The organism is Thermosulfuriphilus sp. (assembly GCF_054026695.1).
The window spans coordinates 23,339-30,108 of record NZ_JBPMLP010000025.1 but is presented as its reverse complement, the minus strand read 5'-3'; the positions used below and the strand labels follow the sequence as shown (position 1 = coordinate 30,108).

General features: G+C 50.1%; 4 protein-coding genes. All 4 read left to right on the top strand.

Features of this window, described 5'->3' with window-relative positions; translation table 11 throughout:
* Window positions 1–773: FapA family protein (locus ACXJJX_RS04360; protein WP_456432552.1), on the top strand; the 773-nt coding region annotated here is incomplete at its 5' end.
* 135 nt (window positions 774–908) lie between these two features.
* Complete coding sequence (locus tag ACXJJX_RS04355) at window positions 909–3,938, top strand: GAF domain-containing protein (RefSeq protein WP_456432550.1); 3,030 nt, start codon at window positions 909–911, stop codon at window positions 3,936–3,938.
* Entirely contained in the window at window positions 3,935–4,396 is a 462-nt protein-coding gene (locus ACXJJX_RS04350; protein WP_456432548.1) for a response regulator, read from the top strand. The genes ACXJJX_RS04355 and ACXJJX_RS04350 overlap by 4 nt, the downstream gene beginning before the upstream one ends.
* Window positions 4,393–6,720, top strand: coding sequence for a response regulator (locus ACXJJX_RS04345; RefSeq protein WP_456432546.1), 2,328 nt, complete (start codon window positions 4,393–4,395; stop codon window positions 6,718–6,720). Before ACXJJX_RS04350 ends, ACXJJX_RS04345 begins: the two co-directional genes overlap by 4 nt.
* Window positions 6,721–6,770: the final 50 nt, after the last annotated feature.

Below are 6,770 nucleotides of genomic sequence, written 5' to 3'. Positions count from 1 at the left end.
AGTTAATAATTAACGGTAATATTAAAAGGGGTTTTTCTCTACATGTCGAAGGAGATTTGGAGATTAAAGGTTCCGTTGAGGATAATGTCAAAATTTTTGTAAGTGGTGATCTCTATGTTGGAGGAATTATCCAAGGTGAAATTCTTATAGAATGTAAAGGAAATGCCACCATAAATGCCCTTGAATATGGTCACATACAAGTTTCTGGCAACTTGGTTGTTCTCGATTATCTTCTGCAGCCTTTCTGTTTAGTTGGGAAAAATTTCCGTCTTCTTGAAGGATTAGGAGTTATTTTAGGCGGAAAATGTCTTGTCGGTGGTTCCGCAGAAGTCTATATTTTGGGAAACGAGGCCCATGTTAGGGCTGATTTTCGTGTCGGTTATGATCCTCATATTTTTGATAAACTGGCAGATATTAGACAACGTAAACTCACCTTACAACAACAGAGACGAGATCTCTCTAAAGTCCTTGAGAAAGGAACCAAACTTCTTAAAGAGGGAAAGTTGTCTCTAGACAAGATAAATTTGGTCAATAAAATCAAGCAGTTTCTTGGAGATATTAATAATGAACTAAGAAGGACTTCTTTAGAAGAGAAACTTCTTGCTAAAACCTTTAAAAAATTAAGGAATAACACCTTAAGGATAGAAAGGCGGATATTTCCTGGTGTTCATATAGGTATTGCTGATGCCGATCTTTCTATTATTACCAGACTCGGTGGGGGGACTTTCTTCCTTAGGGAAGAAGGGATAAGCTTTCGGCCGGCTTCGGGCTAAGGAATAAAAATGTTTTAAAAATAGCAAAAATCATAAATTTATTGACGCCCATAGTAGATCGCTTTAACCTCACCTTAGAGAATTATCGCCTGGTCGTCTTCTGCTTAAAAACCCAAACCCCAAAGGATTCTAGATATGGTGGCCTTAAAGGTAGGAGTCCTTTTTAACAGACCGGCCCAGATGGAATTCTTGCTTCTGGAGCTTACCGGTAAGGACATAGAGCTTCTTTTTCTTGACCCTGGCCATCTTCCCCAGGGGCTTGACCTCGTCCTTCTTGATGATCCTCGAGCCCTGACCATGGAGGACTTAAAAGGTTTAGCCCCCAGGAGGCTGTTGCCTCTTTGGGTACTTTTTTCAAAGAAGGGGCCTCCTACAGGGACACTCAGGGGTTCTATGGAAATCATCCCTCTTGATCAGGGAAAAGAAGCGATCCTTGAGCGTCTGAGGGGAATCCTGGCTCTGGCCAGGAGTATAAAGGATCTTGCCTGGCAGGCCAGCATGTTTCGTTCTCTCACCGACCAACCTCTGGTGGGGATCTATATCTTTAATAAAGAGCGTTACCTTTATGTTAATCGGGCCATGGAGTTCATTACCGGATATTCTTCAAAAGAGATTCTCAAGGATCTAAGGCCGCTTGATCTTATCCATCCCGAGGACCGTCTCCTGGCAGAGAAGATGATCCGGGACCGCTTTGAGGGCAAGATCGAGGCCGTTCATTATCTCCTTCGGGGGATAAAAAAAGATGGCCAGGTTATCTATGCCGATATTTTCAGCCGGCGTATAGACTATGGCCCGGAGCCGGCCATCCTCGGGGCTCTGGTTGATGTAAGTGACAAGATCAGAATTCAGGATCAGCTTCGGCGTACCAACCGGGCCCTCAAAGTCCTCAATCTCTGCAACCAGACGGTCATTCGGGCCAAAGACGAGAGTCAGCTCCTCAGGGAGATTTGCCAGCTCCTTATTAAAGAAGGAGGGTACAGACTGGCCTGGATAGGGTATGCCCGCGATGATGAAGAAAAGACCATTCAGCCCATGGCCAAGGCCGGCGATGAGGACGGATATCTAGAAAGGATTCGCCTCTCCTGGGGAGACAATCCCTTTGGTCAGGGGCCAACGGGGCAGGCCATCCGTACCGGCCGTCCCGTCGTAAACCAAGATATTCTTAACAATCCTCTCTATGCTCCCTGGCGCAAGGAGGCCCAGAGGCGAGGATATGCCTCCTCGGTGGCCTTGCCCTTGGTGGGTAACGGAAGGGTCTTTGGGGCTCTCAATATTTATGCCTCTGATCCTTTTGCCTTTGACCTCGAAGAGACCGAGCTTCTTGAGTCTTTGGCCAAGAATCTGGCCCACGGAATCGTCTCCTTAAGGGCCAAAGAAGAACAAAAGAGGGCCCGAAAGATCTTGGAGACTCAGGCTCGCCAACAAAAGGCGGTGGCTGAGCTGGGAAGATTGGCCCTTAAGGTCCAGGACCTTGATCGTCTCTTTAACGAGGCTGTGAGACTCCTAGTGGAGACAATGGAAGTTAAGTATGCCAAGGTCCTTGAGCTTCTTCCTTCGGGCAAGGAGTTTATTCTTCGCTCTGGGGTGGGCTGGAAGGAAGGCCTAGTAGGACAGGCCCGGGTCCCCGCCCACCGAGGTTCTCAGGCCGGCTTTACCCTTTTATCTCAGAGGCCTGTAGTGGTTGAGGATTTTGAACAAGAGGACCGTTTCATCCCTCCCAAGCTCCTCATTGACCATGAAGTCAGAAGCGGCCTGAGCGTTATCATTGGCCCAGTTGACAGACCCTATGGGGTTCTAGGGGCCCACTGTCGGCTGAAGAGATCCTTTAGTCCTGATGACATAAATTTTTTCCAGGCGGTAGCCAACATCCTGGCCGAAGCCATTGAGAGACAGCGGGCCAAAGAGAGCCTTTTGGCCTATACCCGAAGGCTTGAAGTGCTCCATACCATGGAGAAGATGATCCTTGAGGCCCGTTCCTTGGAGGAAATTGCCACCATAGTTCTGACTAAGGTCTGCGGGCTGCTCTCGGCCTCTCTGGGTAGCATTGTTTATTTGCCCCGGAAGGGGGGAGCTAAGCTTCTGGCCCTCTATCCATCAAAGCAGCTCTCTCCAGAGGACAATCCCTTGTCCTTTTTTACTTTGGGCTTCAAGGACGATATTCTGGCCATTAACGACCTCTCGGGGCTAAAGGAAAAGAATCAGTTTCAGAAATGGCTTCTTTCACAAGGCATCTGCTCCTGGGTGGGTATTGGTCTCCGGGTGGCCAATAATCTGATCGGCTATTTGGGCCTTGGCTCAAAGGAGGCCCATTTTTTTAGCCCTGGAAGGCTCGAGATTGTCCAGGAAGTGGCAGATATCTTGGCTATTGCCATCCATCAGGCTGAGCTTAACGAAAGGGTCCGCCGCCATGCCCAAGAGCTGGAACACCTGGTGGCCGAGAGAACCAAAAATCTTGAGGAGACCGCTTCTAAGCTCCGGGAGGCCAATCAGGAGCTTGAGGCTTTTGTTTACTCGGTCTCTCATGATCTGAGAGCTCCTCTTAGGGCCATGGAGGGCTTTGCCCAGGCCCTGCTTGAAGACTATGGCTCCCTTCTTGATGCTACTGGCCAAGATTATGCCCGAAGGATTGTCGGAGCGGCCGAGACCATGGATAACCTCATCCAGGATCTCCTCAATTACAGTCGTCTCTTACGGCAGGAGATACGTCTGAGAAGGGTTGATCTTGATGAGATTCTGGATCAGGTTCTAGAGCAGTTGACCCCCGAGATAGAGGAAAAGAAGGCCCGGGTGGATGTCCAGCGCCCTCTGGGAAAGATCCTAGGGCAACCCTCGGTTATTGTCCAAATCATGATTAATCTCCTCTCTAATGCCCTTAAGTTTGTGGCTCCTGGGACTGTTCCTCAGATTAAACTCTGGACCGAAGACTTGGGGATATTCCTCAAGTTATGGGTTGAAGACAACGGTATTGGCATTGCCCCAGAGTATCAGGAGCAGATCTTTCGTATCTTTGAGCGTCTCCATGGTGTGGAGACCTATCCGGGGACGGGCATCGGGCTGGCCATCGTCAAAAAGGGAGCTGAAAGGCTTGGCGGTCAGGTTGGTGTTGTCTCCCGGATTGGTCAGGGAAGCCAGTTTTGGGTGACATTTAGGAAAGGAGACCAATGATGGAAATCTCCCCTTCGCTTATCCTCCTGGTGGAAGACGATCCCAATGATGTCATCCTTATTCGCCGGGCCTTTGATAAGGCCCGGATCGCCAACCCCATTCAGCTGGTTAGGGACGGGGAGGAAGCCATAGCCTATCTGGCCGGGACCCCTCCCTATGATGACCGGAGACGTTATCCTTTGCCCATGCTCCTTCTTCTGGACCTCAAGATGCCCCGTAAATCTGGATTTGAGGTCTTGGCCTGGTTGCGTCAGCAGCCTCATCTTCGACGCCTTCCGGTAGTGGTTCTTACTTCTTCTAAAGATACTCCAGATATTGACCGAGCTTATGATCTAGGAGCTAATTCTTATCTGGTAAAGCCTGTGGCCTTTGAGGCCCTGATAGATATGGTCAAGATCCTAGGGCTTTACTGGTTGATCTACAACCAGAAACCCACCCTGGCCCCTGAAAAAAGATGACCCGAACAAAACCTCACCCCCTAAAGGTTCTCCTTCTTGACGACAATCCAGATGATCGTCTGTTGGTCAAAAGGGCCCTTAGTAAGGCCTTCGGGGAACTTTCTTTTCTGGAGCCTCTCCGAGAGGAGGACTTTAAGGCTGTCCTTGATCAGGGGGGCTTTGATCTGGTTATCACCGATTATCAGCTTCGTTGGACCGATGGTCTCAAGATCCTCAAGGCTGTAAAAGAGAGATACCCCCTTTGCCCGGTAATTATGTTTACGGCTACCGGCAGTGAGGAAATCGCCGTCTCGGCCATGAAGGCCGGCCTGGACGACTATATTCTCAAGGCCTCCCGTCACTTTGTCCGTCTTCCAGCGGCGGTCCAGGCAGCCCTGGCTCGAGCCGAAGAGATCAGGCGTCGTCGGCAGACCGAAGAGGAGCTGATTCGGGCCCGGAGAGAATGGGAGGCCATTTTTCAGGCCATCGGCCAGCCGGCCATAATTATTGATCCGGACTTCAATATCTTGGTGGCCAACAAGGCAGCTATAGATAAGGCTGGTGGCAGGGAGAAGATTGTCGGCCGCCATTGTTATGAAGTCTTTTACAAGGCTGAAGCCCCCAGACCAGGATGTCCAGTAGAAAGACTTCTTTCTTCCCAAAGCCTCCAGACAGTGACGGCAGAGATGAAGGTCGGGGACAAATTCTACATTATCTCCTGTACCCCTCTTTTTGAAGAAGGCCGGATCAGCAAGATTATCCACATTGCCACTGACATTACCACCCAGAAAAAGACCGAACAGGCCCTGAAAGAGGCCGAGGAGAGGTACAGCGATCTCCTTGAACGGGCTACCGATCTTATCATCAGCCTTAGCCCCGAAGGACGTTTTATTTACGTCAATCGGGCTGGCCGGGAGGCCATGGGGTTTAGTCAGGCCGAGCTTAGGGAACTTTCCATTTTGGATCTGGTTCATCCTCAGGCCCGCACTCTTTTTAAAAACGTCCTTAAAAGGCTACTTCGGGGAGAGGCTGTAGAGGGCCTTTCTCTGCCCATTATTGCCAAGTCTGGCCGTTGCCTGGAACTTTTAGGTAACCTCAACGTCAAAATGGGGCCTGAAGGCCCGGAATATATTCGCGGCATTTTCCGAGACGTGACCAAAGAAAAGGAAATGGAAGAAGAGCGTAAAAAGCTCCAGGCCCAGCTCCTTCAGGCCCAGAAGATGGAAGCCATCGGGACCCTTGCCGGGGGGATTGCCCATGACTTCAATAATCTTCTCATGGCCATCCAGGGCTATAACGAGTTGGCCATGATGAAGACCGATCCTTCCTCTCCCATCTACCGCAACCTCCAACAGATGAGGGAAGCCTGTCTCCGGGCCTCAAGCCTTATTAAACAACTCCTTCTCTTTACCAAAAAACAGGCCCTGGAATTCAAACCTGTGAATCTCAACCAGATAATCAGAGATCTTTCCGAGATGTTCCGGCGTCTAATTGGAGAAAACATCAAGGTTGAGCTTGAGCTTGAGGAGGACCTCTGGCCAATTAAGGGGGATACAGCCTCTCTGGAACAGGTGATCATGAATCTAGTAGTAAACGCTCGGGATGCCATGCCCCAAGGAGGGCTCCTCCTCATTAAGACGGAGAATCTGTCTTCCACAGACGTTCTTCCTCTTCCTCCTGGCTCGTGCCGGGGAAACTATATTCGCCTTACCGTCAAGGACACCGGAGTAGGCATGGACAGAGAGGTCCTGGAACACATCTTCGAACCCTTCTTTACCACCAAGGAGGAAGGCAAAGGCACCGGCCTTGGGCTTTCAGTGGTCTATGGAATCGTCAAACAGCATGGAGGCTGGGTAGATGTAAGTAGCCGGCCGGGAGACGGTTCAAGCTTTGAGATCTATCTTCCGGCCACCAGAGCCCCGGCCGTTAAAAAGGCCACCGAGGAGAAGGCCTTTGCTGATTTCAGGGCCAAAGGAGAGGGTATTCTTCTGGTAGAAGATGAGGAAATGGTCAGGGAGATGGCCGCAGATTTTCTGAGAGACAGAGGCTTTAACGTCTTCCCGGCCGCCTATGCTCGGGAGGCCTTGGATATCTTCAGGCGTTTTTCCTCCCAGATAAACATCCTCTTTACGGACGTGGTCCTACCTGATGGGACAGGCCTTGAATTGGCAGAGACCCTTCGGTCCCAGAAGCCACGGCTCAAAGTGGTGGTCACCACCGGTTACACCGAGCAGGAGATCCCTCGTCTTGAAGGGAAGGGCAAGCTTCGTTTTCTTCAAAAGCCTTATCCACTGACGACTATGTTGGCTGTCTTAAAGGATCTTCTGGAAGAAGAGTTCCGGTAGTTAAAAACAAAGAGAGCTCCTAAGCCAGTTAAGGGAAAAATAGTTGACAC